Origin of the sequence: Amycolatopsis sp. NPDC004079 (genome assembly GCF_040610415.1) — a bacterium.
In the GTDB taxonomy this organism is placed as follows: Bacteria; Actinomycetota; Actinomycetes; order Mycobacteriales; family Pseudonocardiaceae; genus Amycolatopsis; species Amycolatopsis halotolerans.
The window spans coordinates 51,208-65,960 of record NZ_JBEXMH010000016.1 but is presented as its reverse complement, the minus strand read 5'-3'; the positions used below and the strand labels follow the sequence as shown (position 1 = coordinate 65,960).

General features: G+C 69.3%; 14 protein-coding genes. 12 read left to right on the top strand and 2 right to left on the bottom strand.

The features are described from left to right. The first annotated feature begins 57 nt into the window (after positions 1 to 57). Positions 58 to 1,272 (top strand): cytochrome P450, encoded by a 1,215-nt coding sequence (locus ABZX37_RS18800; RefSeq protein ID WP_354741030.1) that lies wholly within the window; start codon positions 58 to 60, stop codon positions 1,270 to 1,272. A gap of 21 nt (positions 1,273 to 1,293) precedes the next feature. Then, positions 1,294 to 1,962: a DUF6461 domain-containing protein gene (locus ABZX37_RS18795; protein ID WP_354741028.1), complete on the top strand. Its 669-nt coding sequence runs from the start codon at positions 1,294 to 1,296 to the stop codon at positions 1,960 to 1,962. Positions 1,963 to 2,041: 79 nt separating this feature from the next. Here ABZX37_RS18795 and ABZX37_RS18790 read toward each other — a convergent pair whose 3' ends face one another. Together ABZX37_RS18790 and ABZX37_RS18785 are read right to left on the bottom strand one after the other, a co-directional pair. Next, positions 2,042 to 3,493 (bottom strand): amidase, encoded by a 1,452-nt coding sequence (locus tag ABZX37_RS18790; protein WP_354741026.1) that lies wholly within the window; start codon positions 3,491 to 3,493, stop codon positions 2,042 to 2,044. A 253-nt stretch (positions 3,494 to 3,746) separates the two neighbouring features. Next, on the bottom strand, positions 3,747 to 4,424 hold the full coding sequence (locus tag ABZX37_RS18785) for a GntR family transcriptional regulator (RefSeq protein WP_354741024.1): 678 nt from the start codon (positions 4,422 to 4,424) through the stop codon (positions 3,747 to 3,749). A 231-nt stretch (positions 4,425 to 4,655) separates the two neighbouring features. On the opposite strand from ABZX37_RS18785, the gene ABZX37_RS18780 reads away from it, so the two are divergent. The 10 genes from ABZX37_RS18780 to ABZX37_RS18735 are packed head-to-tail and all read left to right on the top strand — an operon-like array spanning position 4,656 to position 14,696. Continuing rightward, complete coding sequence (locus tag ABZX37_RS18780; RefSeq protein WP_354741022.1) at positions 4,656 to 5,825, top strand: acyl-CoA dehydrogenase family protein; 1,170 nt, start codon at positions 4,656 to 4,658, stop codon at positions 5,823 to 5,825. Beyond that, positions 5,822 to 6,649 (top strand): CoA ester lyase, encoded by an 828-nt coding sequence (locus tag ABZX37_RS18775; protein ID WP_354741020.1) that lies wholly within the window; start codon positions 5,822 to 5,824, stop codon positions 6,647 to 6,649. The genes ABZX37_RS18780 and ABZX37_RS18775 overlap by 4 nt, the downstream gene beginning before the upstream one ends. Beyond that, the gene (locus ABZX37_RS18770; protein WP_354741018.1) at positions 6,646 to 7,794 is read left to right on the top strand and encodes an acyl-CoA dehydrogenase family protein; all 1,149 of its coding nucleotides are present in this window, start codon (positions 6,646 to 6,648) and stop codon (positions 7,792 to 7,794) included. The genes ABZX37_RS18775 and ABZX37_RS18770 overlap by 4 nt, the downstream gene beginning before the upstream one ends. Before the next feature lie 9 nt (positions 7,795 to 7,803). Beyond that, positions 7,804 to 8,538, top strand: coding sequence for a 3-oxoacyl-ACP reductase FabG (gene fabG, locus ABZX37_RS18765; protein ID WP_354741016.1), 735 nt, complete (start codon positions 7,804 to 7,806; stop codon positions 8,536 to 8,538). A gap of 20 nt (positions 8,539 to 8,558) precedes the next feature. Further along, entirely contained in the window at positions 8,559 to 9,398 is an 840-nt protein-coding gene (locus ABZX37_RS18760; protein WP_354741014.1) for a MaoC family dehydratase N-terminal domain-containing protein, read from the top strand. Continuing rightward, complete coding sequence (locus tag ABZX37_RS18755; protein ID WP_354741012.1) at positions 9,391 to 10,605, top strand: acetyl-CoA C-acetyltransferase; 1,215 nt, start codon at positions 9,391 to 9,393, stop codon at positions 10,603 to 10,605. The genes ABZX37_RS18760 and ABZX37_RS18755 overlap by 8 nt, the downstream gene beginning before the upstream one ends. Further along, entirely contained in the window at positions 10,602 to 11,057 is a 456-nt protein-coding gene (locus ABZX37_RS18750) for a MaoC family dehydratase (protein ID WP_354741010.1), read from the top strand. The genes ABZX37_RS18755 and ABZX37_RS18750 overlap by 4 nt, the downstream gene beginning before the upstream one ends. Further along, entirely contained in the window at positions 11,054 to 12,742 is a 1,689-nt protein-coding gene (locus ABZX37_RS18745) for a CoA-transferase (protein WP_354741008.1), read from the top strand. The genes ABZX37_RS18750 and ABZX37_RS18745 overlap by 4 nt, the downstream gene beginning before the upstream one ends. Next, complete coding sequence (locus tag ABZX37_RS18740; protein ID WP_354741006.1) at positions 12,739 to 13,551, top strand: enoyl-CoA hydratase/isomerase family protein; 813 nt, start codon at positions 12,739 to 12,741, stop codon at positions 13,549 to 13,551. Before ABZX37_RS18745 ends, ABZX37_RS18740 begins: the two co-directional genes overlap by 4 nt. Beyond that, the gene (locus tag ABZX37_RS18735; protein ID WP_354741004.1) at positions 13,548 to 14,696 is read left to right on the top strand and encodes a CoA transferase; all 1,149 of its coding nucleotides are present in this window, start codon (positions 13,548 to 13,550) and stop codon (positions 14,694 to 14,696) included. Before ABZX37_RS18740 ends, ABZX37_RS18735 begins: the two co-directional genes overlap by 4 nt. Positions 14,697 to 14,753 lie beyond the last annotated feature (57 nt).

The window sequence follows — 14,753 nt, the reverse complement described above, 5'->3', positions numbered from 1 at the left end:
CGGTGTCTGGCCGCTCCGCGATCGTGGTGACATCAAGCCACCACGAGAGGATTTCCGATGAGCCAGCAGCTTTCCCCGGTCCAGGGCCTGCCGATGGACCGCGACGCCGGCCCGTTCGACCCGCCCGCCGCGATCACCGCGCTGCGCGAAACCCGCCCGGTCAGCCCGATGCTGTTCCCGGACGGCCACGAGGGCTGGCTGATCACCGGCTACGACGCGGTCCGGCAGGTCATGTCCGACGCGCGGTTCAGCAACCGCATGGACCTCGGCGTGGTCCACGTGCCGTACGAGACGCCGGGCATGCCGGTCGCCACCGAGCCGTCGCCGCAGATCCCCGGCCTGTTCATCAGCATGGACGCCCCCGACCACACCCGGTTGCGGCGCAAGCTCACCGGCGCGTTCACCGTCAAGCGGATGAAGCAGCTCGAAGACGGCATCATCAAGATCACCGAACAGCAACTGGACGCGGTCGCGCAGCTGGCGCCGCCGGTGGACCTCGTGCGGGAGTTCGCGCTTCCGGTGCCGTCGCTGGTGATCTGCGAGCTGCTCGGCGTTCCCTACGCCGACCGCGAGACCTTCCAGGCGAACTCGTCGAAGTTCATGGAACGCGACGTGAACCTCGAGGACAAGATGGCCGCGTTCGGCGCGATGATGGGCTACCTGGGCCAGCTGTGCGCGGACAAGCGCGCCGAGCCTGGTGAGGACATCCTCTCTGACCTGGCCCGCGACGAGGATCTCAGCATCGAAGAGCTGACCGGGATGTCGTTCCTGCTGTTGCTGGCCGGACACGAGACCACTGCGAACATGCTGTCGCTGGGTGCGTTCGCGCTGCTCGAGAACCCCGCGCCGCTGGCCGAACTGCGCGCGGACCCGTCGCTGTTCTCCAACGCGGTGGAAGAACTGATGCGCTACCTGTCGGTGGCCGACATCTTCTACCGTTATGCGACGGAGGACGTCGAACTCGGCGGGGAGACGATTCCGGCTGGATCGACTGTGGTTGTGTCACTGCTCGCCGCCAACCGCGACCCGGGTCGTTTCGAGAACCCCGATGTGCTTGACGTGCACCGGAAAGTCCGGGGGCAGGTGGCGTTCGGGCACGGGATTCATCAGTGTCTCGGGCAGCAGCTGGCTCGCCTCGAGATGCGGGCTGGGTTCGAGGGGCTGTTCCGCCGTTTCCCGGACTTGCGGCTCGCGGTTCCGGCTGGGGAGGTGCCGTTGCGGACGAACATGAACATTTACGGGGTGCACGAGCTTTCGGTTACTTGGGGCTGATTGTCTGCTGAGGAGTTGACGATGAACGAGACGTCACCGGTCGATGCGCGATACCGCCTCGATCCCGACTGGACGTGGCTCGCCACCCCGGCCGGTGTCGTCCTCGACGGCGGAGCCCTGACCTTCGTGCGCGGCATGGCTCCGGCCGAGGTGTTCCGCACGTTCGACCTCGACCCTGACTCGGCACGCGTCATGACCGCGGCGCAAGCCCTCGCCGACCCGGTGCTGAGCACGGCCGGGTTCTTCGAGGGACCACAATGGATTCGCGTCGCCGAGTCCGGCGAGTGGGCCGTAGTCGTGGAGTACATCCAACAGAAAACCCACGTCGACGGCATCGCCGGTGACCTCGCCCGGAACACCGACGTCGTCTTCATCGCAGCGAACGAAGACGACCCGGCGGTGGTCAGCTATCTCTCGCACGGCGACCTCGTCTTCACCTTCACCTGCGGGGGCGGGTACGACTCCCGCGGCGGCACGCACCCGCACCTGTTCGACGACGAGATGATCGATTCCGGCCTCATCGACTTCGCGTCGGACGCGACGATCGCCGACAGCTCGATCGCGCTGATGGCGATTCTGGGAAGGCACCTCGGATTCACGGTCACTCCGGAGACGGTCACCGGTCCGCTTCCCACGGCCTACCGCAGGTACCGCTACGCACCCCTTCGGCCCGGCGGCGAGCTCCGTTGAGCATCCCGAACTCGCGGCCCGGAAGCGGACCGTCGGTGTTCGCCTCGAACCCCTCGTCTTCGAGGCGAACACCGAGCCCCTACTTCGGAGCCTGGAACCCGCCGATCCGCTCCTCCAGCAGTTCGGCCAGTTTCAGCGGCGTCCGGTCCTCGAACATCGGCCCGATCACCTGCACCCCGACCGGCAGTCCTTCGGCGGACAGGCCCGCTGGCATCGCGGTGGCGGGCAGACCGGGCATGGTGGCCACACCCGCCCAGACGAGCTGGTCGAAGAACGGGTATTCGACGCCGTCGATGTCGAGGCGGCAGGCCAGCAGGTCGGGATTGTGGTCGTGCGGGAACGCGGGCGTCGGCGTCACCGGGCACACCACGGCGTCGAACTCGGCGAAGAATTGCCGCCAGGCGTGGCGGTGCAGTTCTCGGCGGTTGTTGACTTCCAGCCAATCGCGGTGGGTGAGCACCATTCCGCGCAGCCGTGAGGCGTCGAGGGAATGGTCGTCGGCGCTCAGTCCGGCGGCGCGGGTCTGCAACTGCTCGTACGCGTCGACGGGGAATCGTGCGACGGAGCCGGAGAACAGCAGTTGCGTGTAGAAGGTCGCGGCTTCGGTCAGGTCGGGCAGCAGCGAGCTGTGGCGTTCGACGCGGGCTCCTCCGTCGGCAAGTGCGGCGGCTACCCGGTTGACGCCCGCTCGCACGGCGGACCCGGTCGGGATGAGCGGATGGTCTTCGAGGATCAGGACCCGGAAGTCGTTCAGGCGCGAGTGCCGTGCGGGCGGCAGGGCTAGCTCGTGTGCCACGCCGTACGTGAGCGGGTCCGGTCCGGCCATGACGTCCAGCAGCAGTGCGAGGTCGCGGGCGGTGCGCGCCATGGGGCCGACGACGGCGAGGTCCAGGTCGACCGGCAACGCTGGCCCGGGCGGTGCGACCATCCCGCGGTTCGCCACCAACCCGAGGGATGGCTTGTGCCCGTAGACGCCGCAGAAATGCGCGGGGGTGCGCAGCGAGCCGCCGATGTCGGAGCCGATCGACAACGCGCCGAAGCCCGCCGCGAGGGCCGCTGACGAACCGCCGGAGGAGCCGCCGGGGGTGCGGTCGTGGTTCCACGGGTTGTTGGTGGTGCCGTAGACCGGGTTGGAACTCTGCAGACCTTGCAGTCCCAGGGGCACGTTGGTCTTGCCGAGGATTACCGCGCCAGCCGCTTTGAGACGCGACACCTGGACCGCGTCCTCGGCGGGCATGAAGTCCCGGTGCTCCGGGATGCCCCAGGTCGTGGGCAGGCCGACGACGTTGTAGCACTCCTTCACGGTCACCGGAATCCCGAGCAGCGGCCGGTCCTCGCCGCGGGCGCGCGCCTGGTCGGCGTCGCGGGCTGCGGCGCGCGCACGGTCGAAGTCCGGCACGCAGATCGCGTTGAGCGCCTTGTCTTCCCGCTCGATGCGGGCGATTGCCTCGTCGGTCAGCTCCGCCGACGTCACTCCGCCAGCACGCAAAGCAGCCGCGAGTTCTTCGGCCGAGTGAAAGTTCTGCTCCATGAATTTGACCGTAACGGGTACCTGGAGAAGCCATAAAATATGAATTCGCACAACGGGGCGAAGATGGTCTCGGTCACCCGCAGGGCATGGATCGTCGACGGCGGGGGCACCGACCCGCTGACCACGCTCGCCAAAGTCCTGGGCAGATCCCGCGACCACCGCAGAACTCGCGCTCCGTACTCGGCTCACCACTGGCTGCGCCGTGTCGGACGCGCTCCTCGCCGGTGGCATGGACCAGAAACCGACCTGAAGGTCAGTGGTCCCAGAATCCTTGTCTCTCAAGCAAAGCGACCGCGCGTTCGCCCGCGTCGGCGAGGTGTTTCTCCACGAGCGTGCGCGCCCGGGCGGCCGAGCGAGCCGACAACGCGGCCAGGATCAGCCGGTGATCGGCCCGTGCCTTGTCCGGCCAATCCTCGTGCGCCTCGTAAAACCCGTGCGACACCGTCTTGCCCAGGATGCCGAGGAGCGAGAGGAGCCGGCGCGAGTCGGCGGCGTAGTTGATCCTCCGGTGGAACTCGAAGTTCAGCCGTTCCTGTTCGGCACGGTCCGCTCCGGACTCCATCCGGTCCGCCAGATCGTGCATCGCCTGCAGGCTTTCCGGGGACAGGTTCCTCGCCGCGCGCTCCGCGGCCAATCCGGACACGACGCCGAACACGCGGAAGTGGTCACGGATGTCGTCGCGCGTCATCCGGGCGACGAACGCGCCGCGGCGGGCGATGTGCTCGACGACGCCCTCGTGGTCGAGGGTGATCAACGCTTCGCGGACGGGCAGTTTGCTGATGCCTAGCTCGTCGGCGAGCGCTTCCTGGTCGATCTTCGCGCCCGCTCGCAAATGGCCGGAGAAGACGCGCCGCCGGATCTCCTGCGCGGCCATCGCGTTGAGGTTCGCCGGGCCGGTGCGGCGCGGTCCGGCACTCGCGGTTTCGGGCATCGCCACGACCTTCTCCCATCCCTGCGCCGACAGCTGTATCGGATGAAGTATTACACGACAGTGGCACGCACAGGCGACCTCTTCCCGCTCCGCGAGGCGCGCCCGACGCCGCCATAATCCCGAGTTCACCTGCGGTTTTACCGCCATCTGACCATCGCCCGACAGTGTGAGCCATTCGATGATTTCTGATAAAGTATTTTCTCAGCGGGTCGGCTGAGTCATAGTGGGGGCATGGCAGCAGCGGTGACTCCCGAGGACTTCCGGCCCATCCTGGACCTGGTGCGCGACTTCGTCCGGGCGAAGGTCGTTCCGCGCGAGCAGGAGATCATGGACGGCAACGCCATCCCGGCCGATCTGCGCGGGCAGGCGGCGGAGATGGGCCTGTTCGGCTACGCGATCCCCCAGGAATGGGGCGGGCTCGGGCTCGACCTGACCCAGGATGTCGAACTGGCGATGGAGTTCGGCTACACCTCGCTGGCGCTGCGGTCGATGTTCGGCACCAACAACGGCATCGCCGGACAGGTGCTGGTCGGCTTCGGCACCGACGAGCAGAAGACTCAGTGGCTGGAGCGCATCGCCTCGGGCGAGGTCGTCGCGTCCTTCGCGCTGACCGAGCCCGGCGCCGGGTCCAACCCCGCCGGGCTGCGCACCAAGGCCGTGCGCGACGGCGACGACTGGGTCATCGACGGCCAGAAACGCTTCATCACCAACGCTCCCATCGCGGATCTGTTCGTCGTCTTCGCCCGCACCCGCCCGGCGGACGACTCCGGGCCGGGAATCGCGGTGTTCCTCGTGCCCGCGGACACGCCGGGGCTGGAGGTCGGGCCCAAGGACAAGAAGATGGGCCAGGAAGGCGCCTGGACCTCGGACGTCACCTTCACCGGCGTCCGGGTGCCCGCTTCCGCGCTGGTCGGCGGGGACGAGGACGCCGGGTACCGCGCCGCGATGACGTCGCTGGCTCGCGGCCGGGTCCACATCGCCGCGCTGGCTGTCGGTTCCGCACAACGGGCGTTGGACGAGTCCGTCGCGTACGCGGCTTCGGCGACGCAGGGCGGTCAGGCGATCGGCGATTTCCAGCTGGTGCAAGCGATGCTGGCCGATCAGCAGACCGGCGTGCTGGCGGGGCGGGCGCTGGTGCGCGAGACCGCGGCGCGCTACGTGTCCGGCGAGGACCGGCGGATCGGACCGTCGGCGGCGAAGCTGTACTGCACCGAGATGGCGGGCAAGGTCGCCGATCTCGCGGTGCAGATCCACGGCGGCACCGGCTACATGCGCGACGTGCCGGTCGAGCGGATCTACCGTGACATCCGCCTGCTGCGGCTTTACGAAGGCACCAGCGAAATCCAGCGCCTGATCATCGGCGGCGGCCTCGTCCGGCAGGCGAAGAAGGCGCGGAAATGACCAGCCGCGCGGCTACCCGGGCCCGGGAAGCGGCGACGCTGCTGTTCGTCCCGGGCGACCGGCCGGAGCGCTTCGGCAAGGCGATGGCGGCCGGGCCGAGCCTGGTCGTGCTTGATCTGGAGGACGCCGTCGCGCCGGACCGCAAGGAGTACGCGCGGGAACAGGTCGTCGCGTGGCTCGAGGAGAACCCCGAGTGCGCGGTGCGGGTAAACGCCGCCGGCACCGCCTGGCACGACGAAGACCTCGCCGTGCTCAGGCGGCGCCGGTGCACCGTGATGCTGCCGAAGGCCGAACCGGCCACGACGCGCGCCGCGGGCGAACAGCTCGGTGTCCTGCCGGTGGTGATCGCGCTCGTCGAAACCGCGCGAGGCGTGCTGGACGCGCGGGAGACCGCGACCGTCCCGAACGTGCAGCGCCTCGCGTTCGGCAGCTTCGATCTGGCCGCGGAACTGGGCGCGGATCCAGCGGACCGCGACGCGTTCGTCGCGGCGCGGGGCGCGCTTGTGCTCGCCTCCGCCGCAGCGGGACTGCCCGGGCCGATCGACGGCGTCACCGCGGATCTGGACAACGAGCTGCACCTCACCGACGAAGTCCACTACGCACGGCGGCTCGGGTTCACCGGAAAGCTGTGCGTACACCCGAAACAGGTGCCCGTCGCCGCGGCGGCACTGCGGCCGACGCGCGAGGAAGTCCGCTGGGCACAGTCGATCCTCGACGCCGGAGCGGACGGCGCGGTCGCGGTGAACGGGCAGATGGTCGACAAGCCAGTGCTGGAACGCGCCCAGCGCGTCCTCCGGCAGGCACGAGAAGGGAATGGGCGATGACGCTCACCGACGACGAACAGCAGATGGTCGCACTGGTCGCGGAGTTCGTGGACGAACGGGTCCGGCCCCGGGTCCGCGAATTCGAAGCCGACGACATCTACCCGGCCGAGTTCATTGACGAGATGAAGAAGCTCGGCTTCTTCGGCCTGCTCGCCCCGGCCGAGTACGGCGGCGTCGACGTCAGCACCGCCTGTTTCGCCCGCGTCACCGAGGAACTCGCGCGCGGCTGGATGAGTCTGGCGGGCGCGATCGGCGGGCACTCGGTCATCACGTACCTGATCAAGACCTTCGGCACGCCGGAGCAGCGCGAGAAGTACCTGCCCGCGATGGCCGAGGGACGTATCCGCGCCACGATGGCGTTGACCGAGCCCGGCGGCGGCAGCGACCTGCAGGCGATGCGCACCCAGGCCGTGCCGGGAGACGACGGCTACACGATCGCCGGTTCGAAGACCTGGATCTCCAACGCCGCGCACTCCGGCCTGATCGGCCTGCTGTGCATCACCGACCGCGACGCCTCCCCCGCCCACCGCGGCATGAGCGTGCTGCTCGTCGAACCCGGCGACGGCCTCACCGTCTCCAAGAAGCTCCCCAAACTCGGCTACCGCGGCGTCGAGGCCTGTGAACTTGTCTTCGACGGCCAGAAGGTGCCCGCGGACGCCGTTCTCGGCGGCGAGCCGAACCAGGGCTGGTCGCACATGATGCGCGGGCTGGAAGTCGGCCGGATCCAGGTGGCCTCGCGCGCGCTGGGCGTCGGCCAGGCCGCGTTGAACGACGCGGTCCGCTATGCCCAGGAGCGGGAGTCGTTCGGCAAGCCGATCTGGAAACACCAGTCCGTCGGCAACCTGCTCGCCGACATGGCCACGAAGATGCGCGCGGCGCGGCTGCTCACTTTGGACGCCGCGGAGAAGCTAGACGCGGGCGAACGAGCGGACATGGAAGCCGGGATGGCGAAACTGTTCGCGTCGGAAACCGCGATGGAGGTCGCGCTCGACGCCATCCGCGTCCACGGCGGCTACGGCTACTCCCGCGAATACGACGTCGAACGCTACTTCCGCGACGCGCCGCTGATGATCGTCGGCGAGGGAACCAACGAAATCCAGCGCAACGTCATCGCCGCACAGTTCGTCGCCCGCAACAAGATCTGAGGGAATCCCATGACTTTGCTCAACGGCCGGACCGCTGTCGTCACCGGCGGCGCGCAGGGCATCGGGCTCGCCATCGCCCAGCTGTTCGTCGCCCAGGGCGCCCGCGTGGTGCTCGGCGACATCGACGGCGACGCGGCCGCGAAAGCCGCGAGCAGCCTGGACGGCGAAGCGGTCGGCGTCGCCTGCGATGTCACCAAGGGGTCCGATGTGGACACTCTGCTCGCCGCCGCGGCCGAATCGTTCTCCCCGGTCGACGTGTTCGTCAACAACGCGGGCATCACCCGCGACGCGACCATGCGGACGATGACCGAGGACGACTTCGACCAGGTCATTTCCGTGCACCTCAAGGGAACCTGGAACGGCACCCGCAAAGCCGCCGCGATCATGCGCGAACGCAAGAGCGGCGCGATCGTGAACCTGTCGTCGCTGTCGGGCAAGGTCGGCATGGTCGGGCAGACCAACTACTCCGCCGCCAAAGCCGGGATCGTCGGGCTGACCAAGGCCGCGGCGAAGGAGATGGCGCACCACGGCGTCCGCGTGAACGCGATCCAGCCGGGTCTGATCCGCACCGCGATGACCGAGGCCATGCCGCAGAAGGCGTGGGACCAGAAGATGGCCGAGATCCCGATGCACCGGGCGGGCGAGGTCGGCGAAATCGCTTCGGTGGCGCTGTTTCTCGCGTCCGACCTCTCGTCGTACATGACCGGCACGGTGCTCGAGGTGACCGGCGGACGGTTCATGTGACCGGCTGGGAACCCCATGCGGTGACGACCGCGGAGCTGGTGGACCCGGCCCCGGTCGCGGCGCTGGCCGCGCTCTTCGACAACGGGCTGCCCGCCCCGCGGCCGGGCGACGACCTGCCGCCGCTGTGGCACTGGGTCGCACTCCCCCGCTGGCCTGGTTCCGCCGAACTCGGCCCCGACGGGCACCCGGCGCGCGGCACGTTCCTGCCGCCGGTCGACCTGCCGCGCCGGATGTTCGCCGGCGGGGAGGTGACCGTGCACCGGCCGCCGAAGATCGGCGAGACGGTCACCCGGCGGTCCATTGTGGACTCCGTGACGGAGAAATCCGGCCGCTCCGGGCAGCTGGTGATCGTCGTGGTGCGGACCGTGCTGTCCGGTGTGGACGGTTCGCCGCTCGTCGAGGAACGGCAGGACCTCATCTACCGCGAGGCAGGCGGGAGTTCCGAAGCGCCTGCGGCGGAGCCCGCCGACTTGGCGGGCACTCCGTTCCGCCGCGGCGAAAACGGCTGGGACTTCGCCACCGACCCCACCCTGCTGATGCGTTTCTCCGCGGCCACCGCGAACGCGCACCGCATCCACTACGACTGGCCCTACGCCACCCGAGTCGAGGGCTATCCAGGCCTGGTCGTGCACGGGCCGTTGATGTCGCTGGCGCTGGCCGAGGTGCTGCGCTTGGACTCCCCCGCCGCGCGAGTGACCCGGCTGGCGCACCGCAACCTGGCCCCGCTGTTCTGCGGCCAGCCCGCGCAGCTGCGCACCGAGCCCCGTCCCGGCGGCGCGACCCTGACCCTCATCGGTGCCGCCTGGCCGCGCACCAGCCTCGAAGCCGACTATCACGAGGAAGGCACTCCCCATGCGTGACGCCGTCATCTGCGAACCTGTCCGCACGCCGATCGGCCGTTTCGGCGGTTCGCTCAAGAGCGTGCCCGCCGCCGACCTCGGCACGATCGCGCTGAAGGGCTTGCTGGACCGCACCGGCCTGCCCGCCAAAGCGATCGACGACGTCATCCTCGGCCACTGCTACCCCAGCGCCGAGGCCCCCGCGATCGGCCGCGTCGTCGCGCTCGACGCCGGTTTGCCGGTCACCGTGCCCGGAATGCAGGTCGACCGGCGTTGCGGTTCCGGGCTGCAGTCGATACTGCTGGCCGCACTGCAGGTGCAGGCGGGCGCGAGCGACCTGATCGTCGCGGGCGGCGCGGAAAGCATGTCCAACACCGTCTTCTACGCCAACGACGTCCGCTGGGGCGCGACCGGTGCGGGCGTCATGCTGCACGATTCCCTGACCCGCGGCCGCCAGACGCCCGGCGGCAAGCACTACCCGGTGCCCGGCGGGATGCTCGAAACCGCCGAAAACCTGCGACGCCAGTACGGCATCACCCGTGCGGAGCAGGACCGGCTCGCCGCCACGTCGCATCAGCGGGCCGTCGCCGCACAGCAGTCCGGGGTGTTCGCCGAGGAGATCATTCCGGTGCCGGTGGAGACGCGGAAAGGCACCGTCGTCGTCGACACCGACGAGCACCCGCGTCCGGACACCACCGTCGAAACGCTCGCCAAGCTGCGACCGGTGCTGGGCAAGCAGGATCCGGACGCGACGGTGACCGCGGGCAACGCGAGCGGGCAGAACGACGCCGCTGCCGTGTGCATCGTGACCACCCGCGAGCGTGCCGCTGAACTGGGCTTGCGCCCGCTGGTGCGGCTGGTATCCCACGGCGTGGCCGGGGTCGAGCCGAAGGTGATGGGCATCGGTCCGGTGCCCGCCTCGGCGCTCGCGCTGGAGCGTGCCGGGCTGAAGATCTCCGACCTCGATCTGATCGAACTCAACGAGGCGTTCGCCGCGCAGGCACTGGCCTGCACCCGCGAATGGGGCTTCGGCGAAAAGGACTTCGACCGGCTCAACGTGCACGGCTCCGGCATCTCCCTCGGCCACCCCGTCGGAGCCACCGGCACCCGCATCCTCGCCACCATGGCCCGCGAAATGCAGCGCCGCGAAGCCCGGTACGGACTCGAAACCATGTGCATCGGCGGTGGGCAAGGCCTCGCCGCGGTCTTCGAGCGGGTGACCGCATGACCCGCGTATTCAGCTCAGCCGACGAAGTCCGGGCCGCGCTCGGCGAGGAGATCGGGCCGACCGAGTGGTTCGCCGTGGATCAGGCGCGGATCGACGCGTTCGCCGAAGCCACCGGCGACCGCCAATGGATCCACACCGATCCCGAGCGGGCCGCGAACGGACCGTTCGGGTCGACGATCGCGCACGGTTTCCTGACCCTGTCGCTGATCCCGTTCTTCAGCGCGCAGCTGGTCCGGCTCGACTTCGGGTCCGCGCGGATCAACTACGGGCTGGGCAAGGTCCGCTTCCCGTCCCCGGTTCCGGTCGGGTCCCGGCTGCGCGCCCGTGCGACGTTCGCCGAGGCGAAAGACAGCGCCTCCGGGGTCACTGTCACCACGCGGTACACCGTGGAACTCGAAGGCGCGGCGAAGCCGGCGTGTGTCGCCGAAACCTTGGTGGTCGTGGCCGGATGACCGAATTCTGCCGCCTCGACGAAGCCGTCTCCCGCCATGTCCGCGAGGGCGACGCGTTGCACGTCATCCTGGGACACAGCCGCTGGAGCGCGCTCATGCGCGAGATCGCGCGGCAGCACTGGCACCGGCCGTCGCGGTTCACGCTGATCATGGCGAGCCTGTCGTCGCTCGGCGCGGTGCTGTTCCGCTCCGGGTGTCTGGAGAAGGTCGTGACTGTCTACTCGGGAGACTCGTTTCCTGTGTTCACGCCGAATCCGGTGTTCCAGCAGTCCTATGCGGACGGCTCGGTCGAGGTCGAGAACTGGTCGTTCCTGAGCTACATCCAGGGTTTGCGCGCCGCTGCGACCGGCGTGCCCGCAGTGGTCACCGGCTCGGTGCGTGATTCGTCGATGACCGAGAACCCCGGATACGCGGAGGTCGACACGCCGTTCGGCCGCGTCGGCCTGGTCGCGCCGCTCACCCCGGATGTCGCGATCGTGCACGCCGCGGTCGCCGACCGGCAGGGCAATCTGGCGATCGCGCCGCCGATGTTCGAAGGCTCGATCGGCGCGTTCGCCGCTCGTCGCGGAGTGCTGGCGACGGTGGAGAAGGTCGTCGACGACCTGCGCCCGTGGTCTTCGTTCGTTCGCATTCCGGCGCACCGGGTGCTGGCTGTCGTCGAGGCTCCATTCGGTGCCCATCCCGGCGGGGTCTTCCCCGGCACCGAGGGCGCGCGGCTGCCGGTGGACGGCTACGCCGAGGACGTCGAGTTCTGGATCGCGGCGCGGGAAGCGAGCCGTTCGGCGGACTTCGACGACTGGATCCGCGAGTGGATCCTCGTCGACCACGACACCTACCTGGCGAAACTCGGCGAAGCGCGGCTCAGCAACCTGACCCGCACCCTCGGCCAGCCGACTCCGCCCACCGGCCGCGGCGAGCACACCGGGCCGGTGACGCGTCCGGAACGCGCCGCGACCTGGCTCGCCGCACTCGTCCGGTCGCGGATCGCCGAAATCGGCGCCGACGGTGTGCTCGCCGGTGCCGGTCTGGCGAACCTCGCCGCCTGGGTGGCCGTCGAACAGGCCAAAGCAGACGGGCACGAGGTCGCGCTGGCGGCCGAACTCGGCCTGTGGGACTACTCGCCCACGCCCGGCGACCCGTTCATCTTCAGCTTCGCCAACTTCTCGTCGTCCTCGATGCTGCTCGACACCGAACAGGCGCTGGGGAATCTCGTGAACGGCCCGGCGACGCGCTCGATCGCCTGCGTCGGCGCGGCGGAAATCGATCGGCAGGGCAACATCAACACCACCCGCGTCGTCGGCGGCCCGTATCTCGTCGGTTCCGGCGGCGGGAACGACGTCGTGACCGGTGCGGACGAGACGTACGTCGTCGGGACGATGAGCCCGCGGCGGTTCATCGAAAACTGCAGTTACGTCACCAGCCCCGGCGCACGGGTCCGGGCCGTGGTCACCGATCTGGGCATCCTGACCCAGCGCGACGGCGAACTGGTGCTCACCGCGATCGCGCCCGGTCCGGAGCCGCTGGCCGAACGCGTCGCGCACGTCCGGTCGCGGTGCGGCTGGGACCTCGCGGTCGCGGACGACCTGCGCGAATTGCCCGAGGTGACCGCCGACGACGTTCGGCAGCTGCGGAAATACGACCGCGAGGGCTTGTTCCTCGGCGACGGCAAGAAGGGAGCGGCATGAGTCGCTACGCACGATTCGAGAACCTGCGGATCGACGGACCGGACGAGGACGGCGTCCTCGAACTGGTCCTCGACGCCCCGAACCTCAACGCGGTGAGCGAAGCCGCGCACGCTGATCTCGCCGACGTCTGGCGCGAATTCGACCGCGACCCTGCAGTGAAAGCCGTTCTGCTGCGCGGCGAAGGCAAGGGATTCTCCGCGGGCGGGTCGTTCGATCTGGTCGAGAAGCTGGCCACCGACTTCGAAGCGCGCTCCCGCACCATGCGGGAGGCGCGGGACCTCGTCTACAACGTCATCGACTGCTCCAAGCCGATCGTCTCGGCGATCCACGGCCCCGCCGTCGGTGCCGGTCTCGTCGCCGGAGTGCTCGCGGACGTCTCCGTGGTCACCGCCAACGCCAAGATCATCGACGGCCACACCCGGCTCGGCGTCGCGGCGGGCGACCACGCCGCGGTGTGCTGGCCTTTGCTATGCGGGATGGCCAAAGCCAAGTACTACCTGATGACCTGCCGCCCGCTGAACGGAGCCGAAGCCGAGCGGATCGGCCTGGTGTCGCTGTGCGTCGACGAGGAAGCCGACCTGCTGCCCACCGCCCGCGAGATCGCGCACGAACTCGCGAACGGCGCCCCCACCGCGATCCGCTGGACCAAGCAGAGCCTCAACCTCTGGTACCGCCAGCTCGCCGGGGCGATCTTCGACTCCTCGCTGGCACTGGAGTTCTACGGTTTCGGCGGTCCGGAAGTGCACGAGGGCCTCGCCTCGCACCGCGAACGCCGCAAGCCCGACTTTTCCCGGGTGCACGACGCATGAACCCCGCGCTGCTGGCCGGACTGCGGGTCGTCGAGCTGTCCGCATACGTCGCGACGCCGCTGTGCGGCCTCACGCTCGCCCAGCTCGGTGCGGACGTCGTGCGGGTCGAACCGCTCGGCGGCGCCGCCGACCGTACGCGCTGGCCGCTTTCCGACTCCGGGACCAGCCTTTACTGGTCCGGGCTGAACAAGGGGAAACGCGCCGTAGCCGTCGACCTCGAGTCCGAAGCGGACCGTCGCCGGGTCGCCGACCTGATCGTCGACGGCGGCCCGTGCGTGGTCGTGACGAACACTTCGCGACACGCGGACCTCGGGTACGAAGCCTTGCGCGCTCGCCGCCCGGACCTCATCCACGTCCTGCTGGACGGCCGAGCCGACGGCGGCGCGGCGGTCGACTACACCGTCCAAGCGGCGACTGGTTTCCCGCTGCTCACCGGCACGGGTTCGGCTCCGGTGAACCACGTGGTGCCCGCGTGGGACGTCTGCGCCGGGCTGTACCTCGCGATCGGGCTGCTGGCCGCCGAGCGGCACCGGCAGGTCACCGGAGAGGGTCGGTCGATCCGGGTCGCACTGGAGGACGTCGCGCTCGCTACGGCCGGGAATCTCGGCTATCTCGCCGAAGCGCAGCTGACCGACCACGCGCGCACGAAGTCCGGCAACGAGATCTACGGTACTTACGGCGATGATTTCGAGACTGCCGACGGTGTGCGGGTGATGATCGTGCTGCTCACTGAACGGCACTGGCAGAAGATGCTGGCCGCGACCGGGCTTTCCGACGCCTTCGCCGGGTTGAGCGAGTCGCTGGGGATCTCGTTCGCCACCGAGTCCGACCGGTACCGGCACCGGGACGTGATCACGCCGTTGCTGGCGCGGTGGTTCGGGCGGACGCGGTACGCCGAGGTGGCTGAAGTGCTTACGCGGCACCGGATTTTGTGGGAGCGGTACCGCAGCTTCGCCGAACTCGGCCGGGATGGCGGTGCCGCGCTGCGGGAACTGGCGCTGTTCGGGGAGGTCGACCAGCCCGGGGCGGGGGCGCATTGGGCGCCGAAGTCGCCGATCCAGGTGGACGGGGACCGGCTTCCGCCGCGGCCCGCACCGGAGGTCGGACAGCACAACGGCGACGTGCTGGGTGCGACGAGGTCATAGCCTGAGTCGCGGAAGATCGTGCTCTGGCCAAGAAAAGTTCGATCGACTAGTCAGAGC

Excerpts from the sequence above, each read along its gene's own strand:
- ABZX37_RS18755 (WP_354741012.1), top strand. The coding sequence starts at position 9,391 with ATGCGTGACGCCGTCATCTGCGAACCTGTCCGCACGCCGATCGGCCGT.
- ABZX37_RS18790 (WP_354741026.1), bottom strand. The coding sequence starts at position 3,493 with ATGGAGCAGAACTTTCACTCGGCCGAAGAACTCGCGGCTGCTTTGCGT.
- ABZX37_RS18750 (WP_354741010.1), top strand. The coding sequence starts at position 10,602 with ATGACCCGCGTATTCAGCTCAGCCGACGAAGTCCGGGCCGCGCTCGGC.
- ABZX37_RS18785 (WP_354741024.1), bottom strand. The coding sequence starts at position 4,424 with ATGCCCGAAACCGCGAGTGCCGGACCGCGCCGCACCGGCCCGGCGAAC.
- ABZX37_RS18800 (WP_354741030.1), top strand. The coding sequence starts at position 58 with ATGAGCCAGCAGCTTTCCCCGGTCCAGGGCCTGCCGATGGACCGCGAC.
- ABZX37_RS18740 (WP_354741006.1), top strand. The coding sequence starts at position 12,739 with ATGAGTCGCTACGCACGATTCGAGAACCTGCGGATCGACGGACCGGAC.
- ABZX37_RS18775 (WP_354741020.1), top strand. The coding sequence starts at position 5,822 with ATGACCAGCCGCGCGGCTACCCGGGCCCGGGAAGCGGCGACGCTGCTG.
- ABZX37_RS18735 (WP_354741004.1), top strand. The coding sequence starts at position 13,548 with ATGAACCCCGCGCTGCTGGCCGGACTGCGGGTCGTCGAGCTGTCCGCA.
- fabG (WP_354741016.1), top strand. The coding sequence starts at position 7,804 with ATGACTTTGCTCAACGGCCGGACCGCTGTCGTCACCGGCGGCGCGCAG.
- ABZX37_RS18770 (WP_354741018.1), top strand. The coding sequence starts at position 6,646 with ATGACGCTCACCGACGACGAACAGCAGATGGTCGCACTGGTCGCGGAG.
- ABZX37_RS18780 (WP_354741022.1), top strand. The coding sequence starts at position 4,656 with ATGGCAGCAGCGGTGACTCCCGAGGACTTCCGGCCCATCCTGGACCTG.
- ABZX37_RS18745 (WP_354741008.1), top strand. The coding sequence starts at position 11,054 with ATGACCGAATTCTGCCGCCTCGACGAAGCCGTCTCCCGCCATGTCCGC.
- ABZX37_RS18795 (WP_354741028.1), top strand. The coding sequence starts at position 1,294 with ATGAACGAGACGTCACCGGTCGATGCGCGATACCGCCTCGATCCCGAC.